This window comes from Rhizobium sp. Root149, assembly GCF_001427345.1.
Taxonomy (GTDB): domain Bacteria; phylum Pseudomonadota; class Alphaproteobacteria; order Rhizobiales; family Rhizobiaceae; genus Neorhizobium; species Neorhizobium rhizoryzae.
Map to the genome: position 1 here is coordinate 69,549 of NZ_LMGD01000012.1, position 20,110 is coordinate 89,658.

Here is a 20,110-nt window from a genome sequence, read left to right on the forward strand (position 1 = left end):
AACGACAGGAGAGCCATCGGGCATGAGTGCATTTTCAGCCTTTTTGCGACGCGCAGGGGAAACCATCATGCGAGGCGTGAAGCTCTTCGGCGCATGGCTGTTGTGGCCCATCATGGCCGCGCACGGCTGGTATCGGCAACGCAATCTGCTGATCAAGCTGCCGCTCGCTGCTTTCCTTGTTCTCTTCGTGGGTCTGTATGGCTATTTCGTATGGCAGACACAGATCTGGAGCGGCTTCGATCCGAATTTCGTCGATCGCTACGCGTTCCAGACACGCAATGTCGGCGCCGGCCAGGAACTATCTCCGTCCGTGCAGCCAGGCAGCCAGCCGGCGACCGCTGCTCCGTCTTCTGCACCTGTTCTGCCACGGCAATGCCAGCAATCCGGTATTGTTGAAGTTGCCGCCGATCTGACCGACACGAACGTGAACCAGAACGCATGGATCTCGTCCATGCTGATGTACCGGCTTGGGTTCTTCGGGCTCGATTGGGATCGCACACCGTTTCTCGACAACAAGGCTGCATTCCAGCGCGGCGTGAACCAGACCGTTCGCCGTACTGCAGTCGAACTGGTTGATTCCCTCGGTCGCGTGCGCGGCACATCCGGGATCAACGGAAACCTGCAGGATGCACGCGGCAACCTTCAGTTCGACGAATATTCCTGGTATTTCGGTCTCCAGCCGTTCGGATTCAAAACGCCGACCCCCAGCTATTATCGCGCAGCCATTGACAGTCTTCGCAAGTTCAACGGCGATCTGGCCGCCTGCAATGCCGTTTTCGATGGCCGTGCCGACAATCTGGTCCAGTTCGTAGACCGGATCGCCAACGACCTGGGGGCGACCTCCGCGATCCTGCGGGAGCGTTCCGAAAACTACAATGGCGGATGGTTCGACACGCGGGCTGACGACCGGTTCTGGTTCGCCTATGGCCAGCTCTATGGCTACTACGCCATCATGAGTGCGGCCGGTGCCGACTTCAATCAGGTCATTCGCGAGCGCAATCTGGGCTCGATCTGGAACGATACACTGGAACAGTTCCGCGGTGCCCTGAAGATTCGTCCCCTGATCATTTCCAATGGCGCGGAAGATGGGTTGATCATGCCATCACATCTGGCGACGATCGGTTTCTACACCTTGCGCACGCGTTCCAATCTCGTCGAGATCAGAGCTATTCTTGATCGATAGAGGGTGCCGTCGGACGATCGGGATTGAAAGCCGCATCTGAATCAGGGATGCGGCTGCATAAACCCCGGTTCAGAGCTTCAGGTCGGCGGTACTGTCCGTTTCATACCGGAAGTCGCAACGATGGGGCGGCACCTCAAAGGCAATGCCTACGATTTCGCCGCTGGTGCCGGGCTTCGTGCGAAAGCGACCGATCGAGCAGACGTATCGGTAGGTGATCCTGTCCGATGAAAGGCGATGGATCTTCTGATAAGCCATGGGATGGGCAGAGGCAACTTCATGGCTCTCCATGACACTGCTCAAATCATCCGGATGAATACGGGCAATGATCTCCATCATGTTGATGGGGCCGTCGGTGTGCTTGATGCCGTAAAGTTTGCTGTAGGTGGCGCTGCAAAATGTGTGACCACTATCCAGGTCCAGGCGCCATAAACCGACAAGATTGAAGGTAGAAAAAATTTCAAAGAATTCGTCTGTCGACAAACCGAAGTCCTGCAGCGTGTCGATCTTTCCAGTAATGGATCCGGATTTTGACAGCAATGGTCGAACCCTTATTGACACTTGTCTAATACGCCCCGTTTGTTAGGTGATTAAACGTAGACGGATAGCTTTTGCTACCAGTTGGGTTCGATTTACACAATCCAGTTTCTTTATTGCCTTATTCAGATACGCATTAACGGTATGATCCGACAAGGAAAGAATGTCACCGATCTCGGACGATGTCTTCCCCTGTGAGGTCCATTTCAGCACCTCCAGTTCGCGGGCCGTCAGGATGCTTTTCGGTGGTGGCTCGGTGCGGCGCACGCGATCGAAGACCCTGAAACACTGCAGCATCAGCATTCCAACCTCGTTGAGTTGAGGCAGCGTCAGAACAGGGCGGTCTCCGTCGAGGCGCATGACGAACATGGATCCATCCGACGAACTGAAAGGCATGGCGACGCCGGTGGTCATGCCATAGGTCTTCGCAAGGCGGCGAAACGGTTCCGGAAAATCCAGAGGCCAACCGTCATCATACTGCTCTTCATAGCTCCAGCACAGCGGAAGAGCCATGTTCTTCAACAGCGGAACCAGGGGGCAAGCCGTGAGCAGCCTCAAACGGTCAAAGTCGCGAAGATAGGACCGAGGGACATTCGACTCCACCATAAGTGGTTCCAGCAGAGAGTCCGATGCCGCCGGCGCGCTCATCAGCGCGAAATATTTGAAGCCAAATTGTTTTGCAAGTTTCGCCAGAACAGCCACGACCGCCGCGCGTGAATCCGCCGTAGAAATTTCCCGACTCAAAAGCGAATGCCGTTCAAGCGTAATCATGAATTCCCGATCGTTTGCCTGCGCTAAACTGCAATGGAACGACGATAGCCGAACCGTAAATGCTTGCCAACGTTATTTTCGTATTTTCACATCTATACTGCAATTCGACTGAGTCGATACGGGTTAACTTCGAATCGACCTGTATCAATTCGGTGCAATTTGCCTCAAGTGAATGAGTATTTGCCCGACATGATGGCCGTTGTCCAAATCTTGCTCTCATTTCTTGAGATTGCATGGTCCTTGCTGATACAATCCAGTCGAGATTCTGTAAACACAAGAAGATTTGCGGCGGGAAATTCAATAATTTTTGATCAGGCGAGTGAAAAATATTGATCGCGCAAGTAATCGTCTCTGAGGAATGCGTCAACTTCTATCTTTTGCATCAGACCATGCACCAAGCGAATAAAACGCGTTGGATGTAAGTATCCGGCACTGGTAGGCGCCAGCGATGCAATGCGCTATGCAGATTGAAACGCATCGTAAACGGAGACTGGGTGTGATCGTGCCGTCTGACATCGAAATTGCGCGTACTGCTGCCATGAAGCCGATCACGGAGATTGGATCTCAGATCGGAATTCCGGCGCAATCTCTGGTTCCATACGGTCACGATAAGGCAAAGGTATCAGCGTCTTTTCTGCACTCTCTGGGTGCCAGACCCGAGGGTAAGCTGATCCTGGTCACGGCCATCAATCCGACACCCGCCGGCGAAGGCAAAACAACGACGACTGTCGGTCTCGGCGACGGACTGAACCGGATAGGCAAGCGTGCCATGATCTGCCTGCGCGAGCCATCACTAGGTCCTTGCTTCGGAGTCAAAGGCGGCGCTGCGGGGGGCGGGTATGCGCAGGTCGTTCCGATGGAGGATATCAACCTGCACTTTACGGGTGATTTCCATGCCATTACCGCGGCTCACAATCTGCTGGCCGCGCTGATCGACAATCATATCTACTGGGGTAACGGTCTCGATTTCGATCTTCGGCGTATCGCCTGGCGGCGTGTGGTCGACATGAACGACCGGGCACTGCGGGAGATCGTTGGTTCGCTCGGCGGTGTCTCAAACGGATTTCCGCGCGAAACCGGTTTTGACATTACTGTTGCCTCGGAAGTCATGGCCATCCTTTGCCTTGCCGAAGACCTTGCGGATCTGGAAGCGCGTCTGGGCGCCATAATCGTTGGCTACCGCCGCGACAAGACGCCCATTTTCGCGCGGGATCTGAAAGCAGACGGTGCCATGGCCGTGCTGTTGAAAGATGCCATGCAGCCGAACCTCGTGCAGACGCTGGAGAACAATCCGGCTTTCGTGCACGGGGGGCCTTTTGCCAACATTGCGCATGGCTGCAATTCCATCGTGGCGACAAAGGCAGCCTTGAGGCTCGCAGATTTTGTTGTGACCGAAGCGGGCTTCGGCGCTGACCTCGGCGCCGAAAAATTTTTCGACATCAAGTGCAGAAAAGCAGGTCTGCGGCCTGCCGCCGCCGTGGTGGTTGCAACCATTCGTGCCTTGAAGATGAACGGCGGGGTCGCGAAGGCGGATCTTGGCCGCGAGAATGTCGATGCCCTTCGGGCGGGATGCGTCAATCTTGGTCGTCATATCGAGAACATCCGCAAGTTCGGTGTTCCCGTTATCGTGGCCATCAATCATTTTTCGTCTGATACCGATGCTGAAGTTCGGGCGATTGTTGATTACGCGAATGATCAGGGTGTCGATGCGGTGCTTTGCCGTCATTGGGCGCAGGGGTCTGCGGGCATTGTCGAACTTGCTGAAAAAGTGACCGCGCTGGCGAATTCCTGCGAAGCAGACTTTCGTCCCCTGTACGGCGATGATCTGTCGCTGATGGCAAAGATCGAGACCGTGGCGCGGGAGATCTACCGCGCCGATGGAGTTACTGCCGAAGCATCGGTTCTTGAGCAGTTGCGGGCGTTTGAAGCGCAAGGCTATGGAGGACTTCCGGTCTGCATTGCCAAGACCCAATACTCCTTTTCCAGCGATCCGTCTCTGCTTGGGGCGCCGACGGGACATAGTCTGCCAATCAGGGAGGTCAGGCTTTCGGCGGGAGCGGGCTTCGTGGTCGCAATCACGGGCGAGATCCGGACCATGCCTGGCTTGCCCCGGTCGCCTTCGGCAGAGCGCATTGCCTTGAATGAACTCGGGCAAATCGAAGGGCTTTTCTAGGGTGAGGGATCAATCAACCTAAGTTGGAGTCTTATGTCAAAGCTCGAACATGATTGGCAATCATAGACTTAACGTGAATTCCAGTGGTTTTTACTCAAATCATCAGGATTAATTCTTGATTCACGATAGTTGTCTGTTCTGTATGAGAAGGACATTTGTCCGATTTTGCTAACGTGTCTTCAGTAATTCAGCTCTATGCTTTGTGCTATAGATGGAGTGAAGGCATGCCACTATCGCATAACCCCAATCTGTTGCAGCCCCGGGTGCCGATTCTGAACTGGATCGCCGATATGGGTTCCGACATTTCGGATGAGATTCGCTACAGACTGTGTGCGACCCTGGCATCCTCCACCTTGCCGGCCCTCTTGGGCTCTCTGAACTCCTTCTGCATTACGCTGCTGGCCTACGCCCGTCTCCAGAATACGATCCTGCTGTACATTGCATTGTGCGACCTCATCTTCGGCGTTATGCGGGTGTGCGCAACAAACGTCAGTTGGCTGCGTACGGTTGCTGCAGATCTTGTTGTGGTCTCCGGTATTGGCTGGGCGACGATGATGGCCGCCACCATGGTTGTCGTCGGCTTCAGTGACGACACGCCCATGCTCATCATCGTGGTTGCTTCGGGATTGGGATCCTGTGCGGGCATCATTGCACGCAATTATGCCGCGCCGCGGCTGGCACTGGCGCAGGTCATTGTGATCGATGCTTCGTTCAAGATTCCGTTTTGCATTCATCACCCCGAATTCATTCCGCTTATCCTCCTGCAAGGTGCAGGCTTCATCGGTGTTGCCATCTGGATCATGCGGCAGCAGCGCGAAACCACGGTGCGGGCGATTGCCGGTCAGATCGAGAGTCGAACCCAATCTTTGCAAGACCCGTTGACGGGACTGCTGAACCGGCGTGGCTTTGCGGAAAAAGCGCAGTCGATGCGGCAGACTTCAAGTACCAAGGCTCTCTTGTACCTTGATCTCGATGGTTTCAAACAGGTCAACGACCGGTTCGGGCACGGCGTGGGCGATGAAATTCTCAGGCAGGCGGCACGACGACTTTCCATTTGTCTGCCGAATGCTTCCATCTGTCGTATGGGCGGAGACGAGTTCATCGTACTTGCCGACTGTCACAGTCGGCAGGAAGCCGCCGTCATTGGTGCACGTATCATTCAGACAATATCGCTTCCAACCGTAACGTCAGCAGGTCAGGCGTCGGTTGGGGTGAGTATCGGCATCTCCCTGTTCGATCCGATGGAAGTCGATCTGGAGCGCGCCATGGTGGAGGCAGACGAAGCGCTTTACCGCGCCAAGCGCGCGGGCCGGGGCTGCGCGCTCCTGCATGATCCTGCCATGTCGGGCGCATCCAAAGCTATGGCCTGAAGCCGTTCAGGGCCGAAGGGTCAACGGCAATATCGGTAGTCGCCCTTCCTCTCGAGAACATCGAGATGGAGGTGATCCTCATGGGTCGCATCGCTGCCCGGTGACAGAACGGTGCGGAAATGCAGACACGCCCCGGCGGTCGCGGTCCTCTGAAAGGCGCCCTCCAGTGTCGGGTCTTCTGTCTTCGGCTTCATTTCAATCGCGTCACCCTTGTCGAATTCCAGTGCGATCACGTCGATGGCGTTGCCTTTCGCATGCTCCGAGATCTTGCCCGTTTCGGCGTGATTGCGCTTGCGGCAGGCATAGGATGCAGCATTGCGAACACCGACGATTTGTCTGTCCGGAAACGCAACCTTCAGGGCCGGCTGTACCGTGTCCTTCAGCCAGTGCGACAGGGCCAGCGCGGCCTCGCATCGCAAGGGGGAAGGGTCGGAGAGCTTGATGCCGGGAAGGGGACTTGTGAGCCTGATCGGCTTTTCAATTCCACAGGTGCCGTCTTCCTCGGAGATCGACTCGGCCTCGGTGAACTCGGCACCCATCGCTTTCAAATCCGACAGGCAAGCCGCATAGGCCTGTGGATCTTCCTTGATGATGTTTGGCACGGCAGGCTCTTCCGGTGTCTTGCTCTTGGTCTCGGTCTTGCTCTCGGCCTCTGTTCCTGGCTTGGTCGGCGATTGAGGTTCGCTGGATGGTTGCTTGCCGGGCGTTTCGGCCTCTGCCGGCGGCTGTGGCTTTGCTGCAGGTGTCGGAATGTCTTTCGTCTCCGGAATTTTTGTATTGTCCGGCAGGGATTTGTCTGACGAACGCTCAGCCTCAGCTGGCTTTGCTTCAGGAAGCGGGCCTTCGGTCGGCAGGCTCGCCGCCGTGAGCGAAATGGTGGCCAACAGGGCTGCAGCTATGCGCATCATCATGAACATTGTCCTCCACGTGACGGCTGACAACGCATCAGGATCAAATTGGTCGCATGCTCCTCATGGAGGCTCTTGCGAAGCAGGTTTGGAGTCGCTATCAATCACGGCATGAAGACGTCTTTGATCATGGCTATCTGGTGGTGGGCTCGCAGCTAAGCGGCCTTGACCAGTCATGTTCAAAGACAAGACAAAGCCGCCCGACCACCGAGGCGGCTTTCTTGTTTCCCAAGGCTCCCCTCGCAAACCGGGCAAATGCCAAACGCTTGCGCCGCAAAACAGCTTTCGCAGTTGTCGAGGACAGGATAAGAACGCGGGATATTCAAAAGGTGGATTATGGTCACGATTATTGAAGATGATGGGTCCGAGGTTTACGAGACCCGCGGCGGGATAAAGGTCAGCCGCAAACGTCGCGCCGCACCCTATGCCGATGCAATTTCCAGCTATGTCGACAAGCTGGATGAGCGTCGCGGCGCCGTCTTCTCATCGAACTATGAGTATCCGGGTCGCTACACGCGCTGGGACACGGCCATCGTCGATCCGCCGCTCGGTATCTCCTCCTTCGGACGTCAGGTCTGGATCGAGGCCTATAACGGGCGCGGCGAAGTGCTGCTGGAACTGATCGCCCAGCGTCTGGCAAGCGAGACCGAGTTGACACTGGGTGAGCGCACTGCGCGTCGTCTCGATCTCTCCGTTAATCTGCCAGCGCGCGCCTTCACGGAAGAAGAGCGCTCGAAAATGCCGACCGTCTTTACGGTACTGCGTGCAGTCGTTGATCTTTTCTACTCCGATGCCGATAGCGCAATCGGCCTGTTCGGTGCCTTCGGCTACGATCTTGCGTTCCAGTTCGATTCCATCCAGCTGTCGCTACAGCGGCCGGACGATCAGCGCGACATGGTTCTGTTCCTGCCGGACGAGATTCTCGTCGTGGACCACTATTCCGCCAAGGCCTGGATCGACCGCTATGACTTCAGCCGCGGCGACCTGACGACCGCAGGCAAGAGCGAGGAAATCGCGCCTGACCCGTTCCGCACCACGGATGTCATCCCGCCCAAGGGCGATCATCGTCCCGGCGAATATTCCGAACTCGTGGTCAAGGCGAAGGAAAGCTTCCGCCGCGGCGACCTGTTCGAGGTGGTGCCGGGGCAGAAGTTCATGGAGCGGTGCGACAGCAAGCCCTCGCAGATCTCCAATCGGCTGAAGGCGATCAATCCGTCACCCTATTCCTTCTTCATCAACCTCGGCCATCAGGAATATCTGGTCGGCGCTTCGCCGGAAATGTTTGTCCGCGTCTCTGGCCGACGTATCGAGACGTGCCCGATTTCGGGAACCATCCGCCGCGGCGAGGATGCGATTTCCGACAGTGAGCAGATCCTGAAGCTGCTCAACTCGAAGAAGGATGAGTCCGAGCTGACCATGTGCTCGGATGTCGACCGCAACGACAAGAGCCGCGTTTGTGAGCCGGGTTCCGTCAAGGTCATTGGTCGCCGCCAGATCGAAATGTATTCGCGCCTCATTCATACGGTGGACCATATCGAGGGTCGTCTGCGCCCGGACATGGATGCCTTCGACGGTTTCCTCAGCCATGCCTGGGCAGTGACCGTGACGGGTGCCCCGAAGCTGTGGGCCATGCGGTTCATCGAAAAGCATGAGAAGAGCCCGCGCGCCTGGTATGGCGGCGCCATCGGCATGGTGGGCTTCAACGGCGACATGAATACGGGGCTTACGCTGCGCACCATCCGCATCAAGGATGGCATCGCGGAGGTGCGCGCCGGAGCGACGCTGCTGAACGATAGCGATCCGCATGAGGAAGAGGCTGAAACCGAATTGAAGGCATCTGCCATGATTTCTGCAATCCGTGATGCGCGTGCGGGCAATACGGCCAAGGCGGGCCGCGATGTCGCGGCTGTTGGCAAGGGTGTGAAGATCCTGCTGGTCGACCACGAAGACAGCTTCGTTCACACCTTGGCGAACTACTTCCGCCAGACAGGCGCCGAAGTCTCCACAGTGCGTACGCCGGTGCCTGCCGAAATCTATGACCGCATCAAGCCGGATCTCGTCGTCCTGTCGCCCGGACCGGGCAATCCGCAGGATTTCGACTGCAAGAACACCATCAAGGCGGCGCGTGCCAAGGGTCTGCCGATCTTTGGGGTGTGCCTGGGGCTTCAGGCACTGGCCGAAGCCTATGGTGGCGAACTGCGCCATCTGGCGGTGCCGATGCATGGCAAGCCATCGCGCATTCGGGTGCTGGAGCCGGGACTTGTGTTCTCAGGCCTCGGCAAGGAGGTTACGGTCGGCCGCTATCACTCCATCTTTGCCGACCCGAAGACGCTGCACCCGGATTTCATCATCACGGCCGAAAGCGAAGACGGCACCATCATGGGCATCGAGCATGCCAAGGAGCCGATCGCAGCTGTGCAGTTCCATCCGGAATCGATCATGACGCTGGGCGGTGACGCCGGTATGCGGATGATCGAGAATGTGGTGGCGCATCTGGCGCGGAAGGCCAAGGAGCAGGCGGCGTAATCGCTGCCTCAACTTCACTGTCTTAGGAAAGGGGCGGTTTCTCGCCCCTTTTCTGTTTCGATCAGCTGTGGAGTCCGATGACTTTCTCGAAGGCTTCCCAGGTATCGTCCATCGCATACTCCTTGAGGAAGGGCAGGTTCAGGTGACCAAAGAGTGGCGAAAGTTGCCATTCTGCTGTCTCCTCATCCACACCGGCGATCTGCTGAAGGTAAAGGACGGTGGCAAAGCCCGTGCGATCGGCGCCGCTGCGACAGTGAACCAGCACCGGACCTTCCGCACTGCGCATCAGTTCCAGCAATTGAAATGTGCGATCCAGCCCCAGCGGTTTGCGCGCGGACATCTCGAAGTTAAGTTCCTTCGCGCCATGCTCGGTTGCCATGGCTTCCTCTGCCCGATACCAGGCTGCATTGGGGTTGCCGCCGCGTAGGTTTATAACTGTCTTGATCTTGTATTCATCGATGTATTTGCCAAGATCTTCGGGAGAAAGCTGCGCGGAGCGATAAAATTTTCCGGGAAGCACTTCATGGAAATTTCCGACAAGTTGCAGATAGCCAAGATAGACACCAAGGCCAAGCACAGCAGCGCCAACCACCAGTGTAACTTTTTTTGCAATGCTGATGATTACCATTGGGATATGCGTCCTGTCTTGATTTCGACTTGTCTGGAGCGACTACGACCTGAGAACCCGGCCTGTGGCGAATTTATGTCTGTTGCAAAGCCCATCAACATTTCCGCTCAAGGCTGTCACTGGACCTGCACCGCGATGCTTTGACAGCCGCGCAAAAGTGAGCGATAGAGACGTCCAACAGAAACCGCCGGGCGCTGACGCCTCGGCGGTTTCGCCGTTTCAGGGCTATTGCAAATCATTCGCATACGCAGAGAAGATGATGTCACAACCAAACCACACACTCGTTCAGCGCCTTGCCTTCTGGGGTATTCCACTCTCCTTAGCTGTCATGGGCCTGAAGCTTCTGGCCTGGTGGGTCACGGGATCAGTGGCGCTTCTTTCAGATGGGCTGGAGTCATCGGTCAATGTGACTGCGGCGGTGGTCGCCTATTTCGTCATTCGGTATGCGCAGCGCCCCGCTGATGACGACCACCAGTTCGGGCATCACAAGGCGGAATATATCTCCGCTGTTCTGGAGGGCGTGCTGATCGTGGTTGCCGCACTTCTGATCGTGAAGGAAGCCTATGCCGGCATCATGCAGCCCGCGCTGCCGGAAGCGCCATGGCTCGGTCTTGGCATCAATGGCTTCGCAGGCGTCATCAATGCGGTCTGGGCGACTGTTCTCATCCGCGTGGGCACAGTGAACCGTTCTCCGGCCCTGAAGGCAGACGGTCATCATGTCATGTCGGATGTGGTGACGTCCGGCGGCGTCTTCGTCGGTCTGGTACTGGCAGTTCTGACGGGTTACGCCATCCTTGATCCGCTGCTGGCGCTGATCGTGGGGGTCAACATTCTCTGGCAGGGATACAGACTGATTACCTCCTCTCTTGGCGCGCTGATGGACAAGGCGGTTGAGCCGGAAGAAGAGGTTGCGATCAAGGAAGCGATTGCCGCCCATTCCGCCGGAGCGCTGGGTGTTCATGATCTGAGAACCCGGCGCGCCGGGGCTGCTGCGTTCATCGATTTTCATCTTGTGGTGCCAGCCATGATGACAGTGGGGCAGGCGCACGATATTTGTGACCGCTTGGAAGATGCGATCAAGCAGGCTATTCCCGGCGCATCATTGGCCATTCACGTGGAGCCCGAGGGCGAGCGTGAACATGGTGTCAAGGTTCAGATAGAAGGTTAGTCAGATGAGCAAGACCGATGTCAGCGGGCTGTCGCAGCTCGGCCGTCAGGTGGACGCGCCAACCAGCCCGGAAGAGGCGGTGCTGGAAAAGGTGCCAAACAACAATGCGGGCACGGATTTCGTCGTGCGTTTCACCGCGCCAGAATTCACATCGCTGTGCCCGATGACGGGACAGCCGGATTTCGCGCACATCGTGATCGATTACATCCCGAACGGTTTTCTGGTGGAATCGAAATCGCTGAAGCTGTTCCTCACGTCTTTCCGCAATCACGGCGCCTTCCACGAGGATTGCTCCGTCTACATCGCCAAGCGGATCGTTGATCTGCTGGAGCCGAAATGGCTGCGCATCGGCGCATACTGGTATCCACGCGGCGGAATACCGATCGATGTTTTCTGGCAGACCGGTGCAGCACCGGAAGGCGTCTGGTTGCCGGATCAGGGCGTGCCGACCTATCGCGGCCGTGGGTGAAGACGGTTGATGGGAGTGAAACAATAAAGCCGGGCGCTGAGCCCGGCTTGTCTGTCATGCAAAGCTGCTGTCGTCGCCGGCGGAATCACCATCATCGGCACTCCAGTCATCATTGCTATCGTTGTAGGATGCCGGCTGAAAGTCATTGTCCGGTGTCGGATCAGCCTGCGCCGGAATTGGATCGGGCTGGGTCGGAGCAGCGTCGCCATAGTAGTTGTTGATGACCGTGGTTTCCTCGATCGGGTTGCTGCCGAAACCTTCGGCTGCGGGAGAGGCGAGGCCAAGACCGCTCATGTGATGACTGAAGATCCCGCTGAGTGAGTTGGCCAGAAGCATGCCGCCTGCAACTCCAGCGGCCGTGCCAAGCGCGCCTGTCAGGAAGCTGCTGCCTGCCGATGGCGGCCGCATAGCTGGTGCAGATGCGCCCGTTGACCAAGGGCCGGATGGTGCCATCGCTCCCGGTTGTCCATAGGCCGGTTGCTGCTGCACTTCGAGCGACTGACCCCACGGGCCGCTTGGTGCCCCATTGTAGGGACGGGGCGATGGCTGTTGTCGTGATTGTGCGGGCGGTTGTGGCGGCTGGCTGGAGCCGAAGATGGAGCTGAGAAAGCCGCCACGCTGCTCCGTTTCGCGCGGTGCCGCTGCCTGCTGCTCCTGCAACTGACGGACTTGGGCCTCAAGTTCTGAGATCCGTTTGGATGCGGCTTCGAGCCCCTTCTCCTGCACGATGACTGCCTGTGCCAGATAGTAGGGTGACGCCGGTTCCTGACGAACGGCATCCGCGATCAGCGTTTCCGCTTCCGGGTCACGCGGCGTAGCAGTGGCGCCTCGGACTCGTTGAAACAGTTCAGTCAGAAGTTGGCGTTCTTCAGGTGACATGGTCGGCTCCTCAAGGCTCGTTTCACGACAGCCATGAGGAGGAAGTAGGGAGAAATTCGGGCCTTGTCAGCAGGCCCGAAGCTTAAATCTTGGTAAGAGAGCCGTACTTCAGCCGCCAAAGGCAAGCGAAAGACCGGCAAGTGCTGTTGCCGCGCCTGCGAAGCGACCGATGGCGGGAGCCAAGCGTGCGGTCCTCATGCCCAGCCCGACGCCGATGAGGTGCAGGAAGGCCGTTGCGACCGCAAAGCCCAGGCCGAACTGAAGTGCCGCTGCGGACCCCAATTCACCACCATGCGCGTAACCATGGAAGAGCGCGAATATGCCGACGACAGCGGCAGATGCGGCGACGGGCACGCGCACAGCCAGGGCCACCAAAAGGCCGAGGCCCATGACAGAGGCAAGGATTGCCGGCTCGACGAAGGGAAGGGGCGCACCTGCTACCGCCAGGCCGAAGCCCAGAACCATCATGGCCACGAAGGCAGCGGGAACAAGCCACAGAGCCTGTCGACGGTTCGGATCCGTTGCGATCTGGGCCGCCCAGAGGCCAACCGCCACCATGGCCAGAACATGGTCTGCTCCAAAGAGGGGGTGAGACAGCCCCGCCGCAATCGATCCATGTTCCAGTGGATCCAGATGTGCGAATGCCGGGACGGCGGCCACAGTCGACATGGCGACGGCCAGTGAAAGACGTTTGAACATGAATGTTCCCCTTCGAAATGCGCGGCGCAACGGTTTTCATTGCGTTCGGCGCAAGATTAGGCACTGCCTAAAAAGTTGTCTATGCGTAAAATGACGAAGGCCATATTCATCATAACGTCGCTGGCTGATTGTTTTGTGCGCGCGAACACATTATGTCCGGGGAGAGCAAATTCACTCTGGAGACTGTTCGATGAACGACGAGAATGAAGACGACAAGACGAAGGAATTGCCACTCGGCAAGGAAACGGAGGCGAATCTTTTCAAGTCGCGTTCGATCTTCATTTATGGCCCGATTACCCAGGAACTGGCCCAGAAGGTCTGCACCCAGCTTGTTGCGCTGGCTGCCGCGAGCGATGAAGACATTCGCATCTATGTGAACTCCCCCGGCGGTCACGTCGAATCAGGCGATTCGATTCATGACATGATCAAGTTCATCAAGCCGAAGGTCTGGATGATCGGTACGGGTTGGGTAGCCTCTGCCGGTGCTTTGATCTATGTCGCGGCGCCGAAAGAGCGTCGTATCTGCCTGCCAAACACTCGCTTCCTGCTTCATCAACCCTCCGGCGGTACGCGCGGCATGGTCTCCGATATCGAGATCCAGGCCCGCGAGATCATCAAGATGAACCAGCGCCTGATCAAGATCTTCGCCAAGGCTACCGGCCAGAGCGAGGATAAGATCGCCAAGGACATCGATCGCGATTACTGGCTTGGCGCGGAAGATGCGGTGTCCTACGGCCTCGTCAACCGCATCGTCGAGAGCCAGTCCGAGATCGACTGACCTTCACGCCAAGACCTCATTTTGCCATAAGCCGTGCCGGAACTCATCCGGCGCGGCTTTTTCTTTGCCGCAAAGTAAATTTTTTTGGGCAAATGCTCAGAAAAATTCGCGGGTCTTTTAGTGTACGATACGTCTCTCATTAAGTTAGCAATCACTCATACTGCTGGATGTCCCGTCGATGATCATGCACGGACAGATGGCCGATCATGCTACCTGTAGCGGTCAAAGACAATCTATGCAGGAAATCTGAGTAAAAATCCTGGTAGCGCTAACAACTTCGCGGATTACAAAAATATTGATTGCAGGTGCATTTCTGTACTCGCTGAGGTGTAGTCTATTCTTAAGTCAATTAGAGCAATATAGATTGCGTTAATAAGTGTATGCATATTTTTGGATTCAGAAGAAATGCCGGGATGGAGGCATCATAACAGGTCCATCGCGCCGATGAGGATTTTCATGTTCACCTTGACCATCTCTCGCATGACCGTTTTGTTTGGCATTATTGTAACGACAGGTATTGTTAGTTCATTTGGCGTGCAGCGTCTTGCGCTTGGCGAATTGAAGGTTGGAGGACCAGTCTTTAATCAGATCGTCGATGGAAAGGATCTCGTCGCGGATATCTTGCCGCCACCTCTCTACCTGGTTGAGGCCTATGGACTGGCAACGGAGGTCGTTATCCATCGCGATGACCTTTCCGAGAACGTCAAGAAGGTCAACAAGCTCAGGCAAGACTACGAGGACCGGCGGAAAATCTGGAAGGATTCGAGCCTCCCGGCTGATCTTAAAGGATATCTTCTCAATGAAGTCCTGGTCAAAGGCGATCTTTTCTGGAAACAGCTCGACAGCAGCTTTGCCGTGCTTGCCTCTGGCGCGGATGTCGAGGCCGCACACAAAAGCTTCGATGCCTTGCAAAAGACCTTCCGTGACCATCAGGCGGCTGTCATTCGCCTCGTTGACATGTCCAATACATGGATGAAGTCCACGGAAGCGGCCGCAGCGGATGCAGACACCAAGTTCAGCAACCTGGCAATCGGCGGCAGTATTCTCTCGCTGGTCATTTTTCTGGCGGGGCTGTGGTTCATGAAGATGCGTGCCATCGGGCCGCTGACCGCCATCGGCGGGTATATGAGCCGTCTTGCTGCTGGTGACTACAGTCAGGACGTTCCCTATGCGCAGCGAGGCGACGAGATCGGCGACATGGCGCGCTCGGTCCAGACGTTTCGAACGGCCGCGCTGGAGCGCAAGCGGCTTCGCGAAGAAATGGAGGCTGGTCGTATCCTGTCCGACGAGGCGAGGGCGCTTCAGGAGCGCCAGCGTGTCGCCGAGGCGGCCCAACTGAAACAGGTCGTCGACAGCCTGGGTGCCGGGCTGCGCTGTCTGGCAGAGTGCAACATCTCAAAGCCGCTTGATGAGGAATTTGCCGTCCAATTCGAAGCATTGAGGACTGATTTCAACAATTCCATCGCGACCTTCCAGGAAACGATTGAGCAGGTTCTTCTGAAGACCGGTCAGATCAACGACAATGCCATGGCGATGAACGAGGCCGCAAACAATCTCTCAAAGCGCACGGAGCAACAGGCTGCCGCGCTGGAACAGACGGCTGCCTCGCTTGAAGAGGTAACCTCGACGGTGAAGGCGTCCGTGGAGCGTACGGCTGAAACGCGCAATCTGGTGCGGGATGCGCGGACATGCACATCGAAGTCCAGCGGTGTTGTTGCCGATGCAATCGACGCGATGAAACGTATCGAAGGTGCATCTGGCGAGATCGGCAAGATTGTTGATGTGATCGACCAGATTGCCTTCCAGACCAATCTCCTTGCGCTGAATGCAGGTGTCGAAGCTGCGCGTGCCGGCGAGGCCGGCAAGGGCTTTGCTGTCGTGGCCCAAGAGGTTCGCGACCTTGCCCAACGCTCGGCAACGGCGGCGAAGGAAATCAATGCCCTTATCGCGAAGTCGAAAACAGAGGTTGCCGCTGGCGTGCAACTGGTTGTCGAGACGGGCGGAGCCTTGCAGCAGATTGAAACATTTGTCGGGGAAATCGATGCCAAGGTAGAGGCCATTACCACGGCGTCGCGAGAGCAGGCGGTCGGTCTTTCGGAGATCAGCGATGCGGTCAATTCCATCGATCAAATGACCCAGAAGAACGCATCGATGGTGGAGGAAACCACGTTGATCAGCAATTCTCTGGCCGCTGACTCCAACCTGCTCAGCAGCATGGTTGGCAGGTTCCAGCTCAACCAAGGCCGTGATGACAAGGGCGCAATAGCGCGGCAGTCAAAGCCGGTCGTCGCCAGCGCAGGGTCCTTCTCGCTGCGCCGTGCTTCCTGAGTGCTTCCGTGATCGATGAAGCTGAGAAGAAGGCCCGGCTGCCTGACAGCCGGGTTAGAATTTGATGAGAAAGCCGTCACGCGACGCCGTCGAGTTCAACTGAATCGAAATTTTAAAGATTTGATTTCAGCTAGTTACCTTCATTTTTGTGTGGGCCTGCAAATAAATACAGCCCCTGAGGTTGAATATATCCAATAACAGCGTACCCTCAGGCTATCGACAATTGCTTGTGACGTCGTCCCGGAGCTTTATGCTCTCGTCAGATTTCCTCTCAAATCTTCGATCTTTGCCCGCAAGGTATCGCGGGTCCTACAACGATTTGATGAAAGGAAATCGTTATGAACATCGGCACAGTCAAGTTTTTCAACACCACCAAGGGTTTCGGCTTCATTCAGCCTGAGAACGGCAATGCGGACGTTTTCGTCCACATCTCGGCTGTTGAGCGCGCTGGCATGCGCACTCTGGTCGAAGGCCAGAAGGTAAGCTTCGAAATCGTCCAGGACCGTCGTTCTGGCAAGAGCTCTGCAGACAACCTTCAGGCTGCTTGATTTCCGATTGCCCATCCCGTTTGAGGATCGGGCATCTGTTATCTTAGACCTGATCTGCTCGTCGCGCATCATGTGCACGGGTTTGCTGGCTGATTGCTGCTCTTTTCGACCACGGATGTACTGGCGTTGGGAGCAGGAAGCATTATGAGGTCGGGTTCATCCCGGCCTTTTGTTTTTGTTCAGCCCATGGAATGCAGAAGGAGAGTGCCGTGGCGAGAAACCGCTACATAGCTGGTGATCGCATCGTTCTGAAGGCAGGTCCTTCCGGCCAAGCGCAGGGCGAGGGGCGCATCATATCGGTCCAGCCCGAATCTCAAAGTGGTGGGCCAACGCGCTACCGTGTTCGGTTCAATGAGGAAAACTTCGACCGCACCGTCGGCGAAGATGACATTGACGCGTCCCTGTCCATTTCCGGGAAGCAACCACCGAAAGCCGGTGAAGAGCGCAAGCCTGCGTCCGGCTGGATCAACCTCAATTCAATGAAAATCAAGAAGTAGCAGTACGTCTGCACCAAGGAGCCATCTTGCAGGTCATCGTCAGAGACAACAACGTCGAACAGGCGCTTCGTGTGCTCAAGAAGCGCATGCAGCGTGAAGGCATCTTCCGCGAGATGCGCGCCCGGACTTCCTACGAGAAGCCTTCAGAGCGTCGTGTTCGCGAAGAAGCAGAAGCCGTTCGCCGCCATCGCAAGCTTGTGAAGAAGCAGATGCAGCGCGAAGGTCTGCTGCCCATGCCGAAGAAGGCTGTGCGCCCGCGCTAAACCACTTCGGGTCTCGGCTCGATATCAAGATGTGTGCCATAGTCAGAAATACTTGTGGCGCACATCTATTACTTGCTCAGGTTTTATTCGTTTTATCTTTTCAACCTTAATTGTTGTGAATCGCGGGAAACATTCCATACTCGCCGAAAGTATTACGGCGGATGATTCGACGTGTTGACCGAAGATGTTGACCAAACTCTTTTAAATCTTGCTGATACGGCACGGCATGCCGGCCTATCCAGTCGTCAGATACGCGTATGGGAAGAGCGCTATGGTTTGACCGACTTTATCAGCGCAAAACTGAAGCCCCATACTTATACCCTGCGCCATGCCGAGCGGCTTCGATCCCTCAAACTCTGCATTGATGCTGGCTACCGCATCAGTACGCTTGTCGGACTGGACGCGAAGGATCTGCAATCCATGACACAGGATGTCGTGCTCCGAAACGCGCTGCGTCCCGGGGTTGAACTTCTTCGTGTCGGCAGGTTCGCGGATTTCGCGCTCTGGCTGGCCGATCGCCGACGTGTTCAGGAGACGGAAGACTTTATTTTCACAACGGTTTCACCCCTCATGAACCTGGTGGGTGCGTTGTGGGCTGAAGGCCGGTTGTCGGTTGCCGATGAACACTTTGCCAGCATGCAGATCAAGAAGCTGTTGCTCGACAGCCTCGATCTTTGTGAGGCCCCCTGTTCGTCTGCGCCTCTCATCATCGCCACGACGCCGGAGGGTGAAGCGCATGAAATCGGCGCGCTTTGCGCCGCAGTCCTCGCCAGGCAAGCCGGCTGGAACGTGCTGTACCTTGGCCCAAATCTCTCCGTCATGGAGATCGCGCATGCGGCAGAGCGCCATGGCGCCCGATGCGTTTGTCTCAGCAGTATCTCCCTGGCGTACCGGGCGTTCGAGAAAATCCTTGCCGGCCTGCATGCGACAGTTCCGGCCCATGCGGATATTGTCATCGGCGGTCCGGTATCGCAGCCGTTCGTGGCGCCTGAAAGGATCATCCTGCTTCAGGATATGCGCGATTTTCCCGCCTATCTCTCCCGTCGTATTGCATAGAACCGGGTAGAAAAAAATCCGCCGAATTGCTCCGGCGGATCGATGAATACGCTCACGGCGTGACGTTTCAGAATTCGACAGCGCGATCGCCGTTCTCATCCTGAATGCGAGTCGGCAAGCCGATCTTGTTCAGAAGGTTGATGAAGGGCTTCGGAGCAAGCTCTTCCACGTTCGCCATCTTCTTGACGTCCCACTCACCTGTGGCAACCAGCATGGCTGCTGCGACCGGCGGAACGCCAGCGGTGTAGGAAATGCCCTGGCTGCCTACTTCGTTATAGGCTTCCTTGTGGTCTGCTACGTTGTAGATGAAGACGGTCTTTTCCTTGCCGTCCTTCAAGCCTTTCACATAGTCACCGATGCAGGTCTTGCCTTCATACTCTGGTGCGAGCGATGCCGGATCCGGCAGGCAGGCCTTGACGACCTTGAGGGGAACGACTTCGGAGCCATCGGCCAGCTTCACCGGCTGTTCGGAGAGAAGACCGATCGACTTCAGGACCGTGAACACGTTGATGTAGTGATCGCCGAAGCCCATCCAGAAGCGCACGTCTGCGCCATCCATGTTCTTGGCCAGCGAATGGACTTCGTCATGGCCGCAGAGATAGGCCTTGCGCTTGCCCACGACCGGCAGGTCATATTCCTTGCCGATCTCGAACATCTTGTTTACCTGCCACTCACCCTTCTGCCAGGAGTAAACGACGCCGGTGAACTCACGGAAGTTGATTTCCGGATCGAAGTTCGTAGCGAAATACTTGCCGTGGCTGCCAGCATTGATGTCGACGATATCCACGTCGGTGACCTTGTCGAGATACTCGTCCTTGGCCAGCTTGGCATAGGCATTGACGACGCCCGGGTCGAAGCCGGCGCCGAGGATGGCGGTAATGCCTTTTTCCTCGCATTCGGCGGCGCGCTTCCATTCGTAGTTACCGTACCACGGCGGCGTTTCGCAGATCTTGTTCGGCTCTTCGTGAATGGCCGTATCGATGTAGGCAGCGCCCGTATCCATGCAGGCCCGCAGGACGGACATGTTCAGGAAGGCTGTGCCGACATTGATGACGATCTGAATGCCAAGCCTGGTAATCAGCGCCTTGGTGGCTTCGATATCGAGGGCGTTGAGCGCGTGGGCTTCCAGAATGCCCGCCTGCTTCATGGCCTTTTTTTCGTGTACGCTCGCGATGATCGCGTCGCACTTCGACTTGGTGCGGGATGCGATATGGAGATCGCCCAGCACGTCGTTATTCTGCGCACATTTATGCGCTACGACCTGCGCGACGCCGCCCGCGCCGATGATGAGCACGTTCTTTCTCATGATAGGGACCAACTCCTATGTCCAAT

The 20,110-nt window shown here is 56.6% G+C and carries 20 protein-coding genes; 13 read left to right on the plus strand and 7 right to left on the minus strand.

Annotated elements, in window-relative coordinates:
• Positions 1–67 precede the first annotated feature (67 nt).
• The gene (locus tag ASD54_RS07245) at positions 68–1,183 is read left to right on the plus strand and encodes a DUF2333 family protein (RefSeq protein WP_062554729.1); all 1,116 of its coding nucleotides are present in this window, start codon (positions 68–70) and stop codon (positions 1,181–1,183) included.
• 69 nt (positions 1,184–1,252) lie between these two features.
• Here the strand turns inward: ASD54_RS07245 and ASD54_RS07250 are convergent, their stop codons facing one another.
• Positions 1,253–1,720: a PAS domain-containing protein gene (locus ASD54_RS07250; RefSeq protein ID WP_062553948.1), complete on the minus strand. Its 468-nt coding sequence runs from the start codon at positions 1,718–1,720 to the stop codon at positions 1,253–1,255.
• A gap of 42 nt (positions 1,721–1,762) precedes the next feature.
• Positions 1,763–2,488, minus strand: a complete 726-nt coding sequence (locus tag ASD54_RS07255) for a LuxR C-terminal-related transcriptional regulator (RefSeq protein WP_062553949.1) — start codon at positions 2,486–2,488, stop codon at positions 1,763–1,765.
• Between the two features lie 460 nt (positions 2,489–2,948).
• On the opposite strand from ASD54_RS07255, the gene ASD54_RS07260 reads away from it, so the two are divergent.
• A complete protein-coding gene (locus ASD54_RS07260) occupies positions 2,949–4,661 on the plus strand; it encodes a formate--tetrahydrofolate ligase (protein WP_062553950.1) in 1,713 nt (570 codons plus the stop codon).
• A gap of 224 nt (positions 4,662–4,885) precedes the next feature.
• On the plus strand, positions 4,886–6,031 hold the full coding sequence (locus tag ASD54_RS07265; protein ID WP_062553951.1) for a GGDEF domain-containing protein: 1,146 nt from the start codon (positions 4,886–4,888) through the stop codon (positions 6,029–6,031).
• A gap of 20 nt (positions 6,032–6,051) precedes the next feature.
• On the opposite strand, the gene ASD54_RS07270 is transcribed toward ASD54_RS07265, so the two are convergent.
• Positions 6,052–6,942 (minus strand): extensin family protein, encoded by an 891-nt coding sequence (locus tag ASD54_RS07270; protein ID WP_244484702.1) that lies wholly within the window; start codon positions 6,940–6,942, stop codon positions 6,052–6,054.
• 53 nt (positions 6,943–6,995) lie between these two features.
• On the opposite strand from ASD54_RS07270, the gene ASD54_RS07275 reads away from it, so the two are divergent.
• Together ASD54_RS07275 and ASD54_RS07280 are read left to right on the plus strand one after the other, a co-directional pair.
• The gene (locus ASD54_RS07275; protein ID WP_062553952.1) at positions 6,996–7,292 is read left to right on the plus strand and encodes a hypothetical protein; all 297 of its coding nucleotides are present in this window, start codon (positions 6,996–6,998) and stop codon (positions 7,290–7,292) included.
• Positions 7,276–9,465 carry an anthranilate synthase gene (locus ASD54_RS07280; protein ID WP_062553953.1) on the plus strand — a complete coding sequence of 730 codons (2,190 nt, stop codon included), beginning with the start codon at positions 7,276–7,278 and terminating at the stop codon, positions 9,463–9,465. The genes ASD54_RS07275 and ASD54_RS07280 overlap by 17 nt, the downstream gene beginning before the upstream one ends.
• A gap of 61 nt (positions 9,466–9,526) precedes the next feature.
• Here the strand turns inward: ASD54_RS07280 and ASD54_RS07285 are convergent, their stop codons facing one another.
• Positions 9,527–10,093, minus strand: coding sequence for a dual specificity protein phosphatase family protein (locus ASD54_RS07285; RefSeq protein WP_062553954.1), 567 nt, complete (start codon positions 10,091–10,093; stop codon positions 9,527–9,529).
• A gap of 259 nt (positions 10,094–10,352) precedes the next feature.
• On the opposite strand from ASD54_RS07285, the gene ASD54_RS07290 reads away from it, so the two are divergent.
• Both ASD54_RS07290 and queF read left to right on the plus strand, forming a co-directional pair.
• A complete protein-coding gene (locus tag ASD54_RS07290; protein WP_062554731.1) occupies positions 10,353–11,261 on the plus strand; it encodes a cation diffusion facilitator family transporter in 909 nt (302 codons plus the stop codon).
• 4 nt (positions 11,262–11,265) lie between these two features.
• Entirely contained in the window at positions 11,266–11,730 is a 465-nt protein-coding gene (queF, locus tag ASD54_RS07295; protein ID WP_062553955.1) for a preQ(1) synthase, read from the plus strand.
• Between the two features lie 54 nt (positions 11,731–11,784).
• Here the strand turns inward: queF and ASD54_RS07300 are convergent, their stop codons facing one another.
• A complete protein-coding gene (locus ASD54_RS07300) occupies positions 11,785–12,609 on the minus strand; it encodes a DUF2076 domain-containing protein (RefSeq protein ID WP_062553956.1) in 825 nt (274 codons plus the stop codon).
• 108 nt (positions 12,610–12,717) lie between these two features.
• Positions 12,718–13,308, minus strand: a complete 591-nt coding sequence (locus ASD54_RS07305; protein ID WP_062553957.1) for a HupE/UreJ family protein — start codon at positions 13,306–13,308, stop codon at positions 12,718–12,720.
• 190 nt (positions 13,309–13,498) lie between these two features.
• Here ASD54_RS07305 and ASD54_RS07310 point away from each other — a divergent pair, with 190 nt between their 5' ends.
• The 6 genes from ASD54_RS07310 to ASD54_RS07335 all read left to right on the plus strand — a co-directional run bounded on the left by ASD54_RS07310 (position 13,499) and on the right by ASD54_RS07335 (position 18,778).
• Entirely contained in the window at positions 13,499–14,086 is a 588-nt protein-coding gene (locus tag ASD54_RS07310; RefSeq protein WP_062553958.1) for an ATP-dependent Clp protease proteolytic subunit, read from the plus strand.
• 456 nt (positions 14,087–14,542) lie between these two features.
• Positions 14,543–16,414 carry a HAMP domain-containing methyl-accepting chemotaxis protein gene (locus tag ASD54_RS07315; protein ID WP_062553959.1) on the plus strand — a complete coding sequence of 624 codons (1,872 nt, stop codon included), beginning with the start codon at positions 14,543–14,545 and terminating at the stop codon, positions 16,412–16,414.
• 338 nt (positions 16,415–16,752) lie between these two features.
• Positions 16,753–16,962, plus strand: coding sequence for a cold-shock protein (locus ASD54_RS07320; protein ID WP_062553960.1), 210 nt, complete (start codon positions 16,753–16,755; stop codon positions 16,960–16,962).
• Positions 16,963–17,171: 209 nt separating this feature from the next.
• A complete protein-coding gene (locus ASD54_RS07325) occupies positions 17,172–17,459 on the plus strand; it encodes a hypothetical protein (protein ID WP_062554732.1) in 288 nt (95 codons plus the stop codon).
• A 26-nt stretch (positions 17,460–17,485) separates the two neighbouring features.
• The gene (rpsU, locus tag ASD54_RS07330) at positions 17,486–17,722 is read left to right on the plus strand and encodes a 30S ribosomal protein S21 (protein WP_062553961.1); all 237 of its coding nucleotides are present in this window, start codon (positions 17,486–17,488) and stop codon (positions 17,720–17,722) included.
• A 171-nt stretch (positions 17,723–17,893) separates the two neighbouring features.
• Complete coding sequence (locus ASD54_RS07335) at positions 17,894–18,778, plus strand: cobalamin B12-binding domain-containing protein (RefSeq protein WP_062553962.1); 885 nt, start codon at positions 17,894–17,896, stop codon at positions 18,776–18,778.
• A 67-nt stretch (positions 18,779–18,845) separates the two neighbouring features.
• Here the strand turns inward: ASD54_RS07335 and ASD54_RS07340 are convergent, their stop codons facing one another.
• Complete coding sequence (locus tag ASD54_RS07340; RefSeq protein WP_062553963.1) at positions 18,846–20,084, minus strand: saccharopine dehydrogenase family protein; 1,239 nt, start codon at positions 20,082–20,084, stop codon at positions 18,846–18,848.
• Between the last annotated feature and the right edge of the window lie 26 nt (positions 20,085–20,110).

Excerpts from the sequence above, each read along its gene's own strand:
- ASD54_RS07245 (WP_062554729.1), top strand. The coding sequence starts at position 68 with ATGCGAGGCGTGAAGCTCTTCGGCGCATGGCTGTTGTGGCCCATCATG.
- ASD54_RS07255 (WP_062553949.1), bottom strand. The coding sequence starts at position 2,488 with ATGATTACGCTTGAACGGCATTCGCTTTTGAGTCGGGAAATTTCTACG.
- ASD54_RS07260 (WP_062553950.1), top strand. The coding sequence starts at position 2,949 with ATGCAGATTGAAACGCATCGTAAACGGAGACTGGGTGTGATCGTGCCG.
- ASD54_RS07265 (WP_062553951.1), top strand. The coding sequence starts at position 4,886 with ATGCCACTATCGCATAACCCCAATCTGTTGCAGCCCCGGGTGCCGATT.
- ASD54_RS07270 (WP_244484702.1), bottom strand. The coding sequence starts at position 6,942 with ATGATGATGCGCATAGCTGCAGCCCTGTTGGCCACCATTTCGCTCACG.
- ASD54_RS07275 (WP_062553952.1), top strand. The coding sequence starts at position 6,996 with ATGCTCCTCATGGAGGCTCTTGCGAAGCAGGTTTGGAGTCGCTATCAA.
- ASD54_RS07280 (WP_062553953.1), top strand. The coding sequence starts at position 7,276 with ATGGTCACGATTATTGAAGATGATGGGTCCGAGGTTTACGAGACCCGC.
- ASD54_RS07285 (WP_062553954.1), bottom strand. The coding sequence starts at position 10,093 with ATGGTAATCATCAGCATTGCAAAAAAAGTTACACTGGTGGTTGGCGCT.
- ASD54_RS07290 (WP_062554731.1), top strand. The coding sequence starts at position 10,353 with ATGTCACAACCAAACCACACACTCGTTCAGCGCCTTGCCTTCTGGGGT.
- queF (WP_062553955.1), top strand. The coding sequence starts at position 11,266 with ATGAGCAAGACCGATGTCAGCGGGCTGTCGCAGCTCGGCCGTCAGGTG.
- ASD54_RS07300 (WP_062553956.1), bottom strand. The coding sequence starts at position 12,609 with ATGTCACCTGAAGAACGCCAACTTCTGACTGAACTGTTTCAACGAGTC.
- ASD54_RS07305 (WP_062553957.1), bottom strand. The coding sequence starts at position 13,308 with ATGTTCAAACGTCTTTCACTGGCCGTCGCCATGTCGACTGTGGCCGCC.
- ASD54_RS07310 (WP_062553958.1), top strand. The coding sequence starts at position 13,499 with ATGAACGACGAGAATGAAGACGACAAGACGAAGGAATTGCCACTCGGC.
- ASD54_RS07315 (WP_062553959.1), top strand. The coding sequence starts at position 14,543 with ATGTTCACCTTGACCATCTCTCGCATGACCGTTTTGTTTGGCATTATT.
- ASD54_RS07320 (WP_062553960.1), top strand. The coding sequence starts at position 16,753 with ATGAACATCGGCACAGTCAAGTTTTTCAACACCACCAAGGGTTTCGGC.
- ASD54_RS07340 (WP_062553963.1), bottom strand. The coding sequence starts at position 20,084 with ATGAGAAAGAACGTGCTCATCATCGGCGCGGGCGGCGTCGCGCAGGTC.